Raw genomic sequence first — 708 nt, 5'->3', positions numbered from 1 at the left:
CCTGTTGACCAAAACAGCGGAATTGCTTTGAGCAAAACAGCAGACAAATCAGAGGTAAGTGCAGCAGGAGAAGTGATTACTTATACGCTGACAGTTACCAATACCGGGAACACGACTTTGACAGAAGTGATGGTCAGCGATCCGAAGTTGGGAGTTGAGGAGAATGTGGGAACCTTGTCGCCGGGAGAGAGCAAGTCGGTGACAGCGAGCTATACTGTAACCCAGGAAGATATGGATGGAGGAAGTATCCTGAATGCGGCAAGTGTGCAGGGTGAGGATCCAAACGGGGAGACACCGGGTGATGAAGATGAATTGGAGACACCTGTTGACCAAAACAGCGGAATTGCTTTGAGCAAAACAGCAGACAAATCAGAGGTAAGTGCAGCAGGAGAAGTGATTACTTATACGCTGACAGTTACCAATACAGGCAACACGACTTTGACAGAAGTGATGGTCAGCGATCCGAAGTTGGGAGTTGAGGAGAATGTGGGAACCTTGTCGCCGGGAGAGAGCAAGTCGGTGACAGCGAGCTATACTGTAACCCAGGAAGATATGGATGGAGGAAGTATCCTGAATGCGGCAAGTGTGCAGGGTGAAGATCCAAACGGGGAGACACCGGGAGATGAAGATGAACTTGAAACACCTGTTGACCAAAACAGCAGTATTTCATTAAGCAAAACAGCAGACAGATCAGAGGTAAGTGAAGCA

At 48.6% G+C, this 708-nt stretch carries 1 protein-coding gene; it reads left to right on the top strand.

Translation table 11 applies throughout. The features are described from left to right. Positions 1 to 708: DUF7507 domain-containing protein (locus tag ACFSKL_RS13300; RefSeq protein WP_465252696.1), on the top strand; the 708-nt coding region annotated here is incomplete at both ends.

Source organism: Belliella marina, assembly GCF_042682445.1.
Lineage (GTDB): Bacteria > Bacteroidota > Bacteroidia > Cytophagales > Cyclobacteriaceae > Belliella > Belliella marina.
The sequence above is the reverse complement of the archived record's forward strand: the minus strand, read 5'-3'. Positions and strand labels throughout refer to the sequence as shown.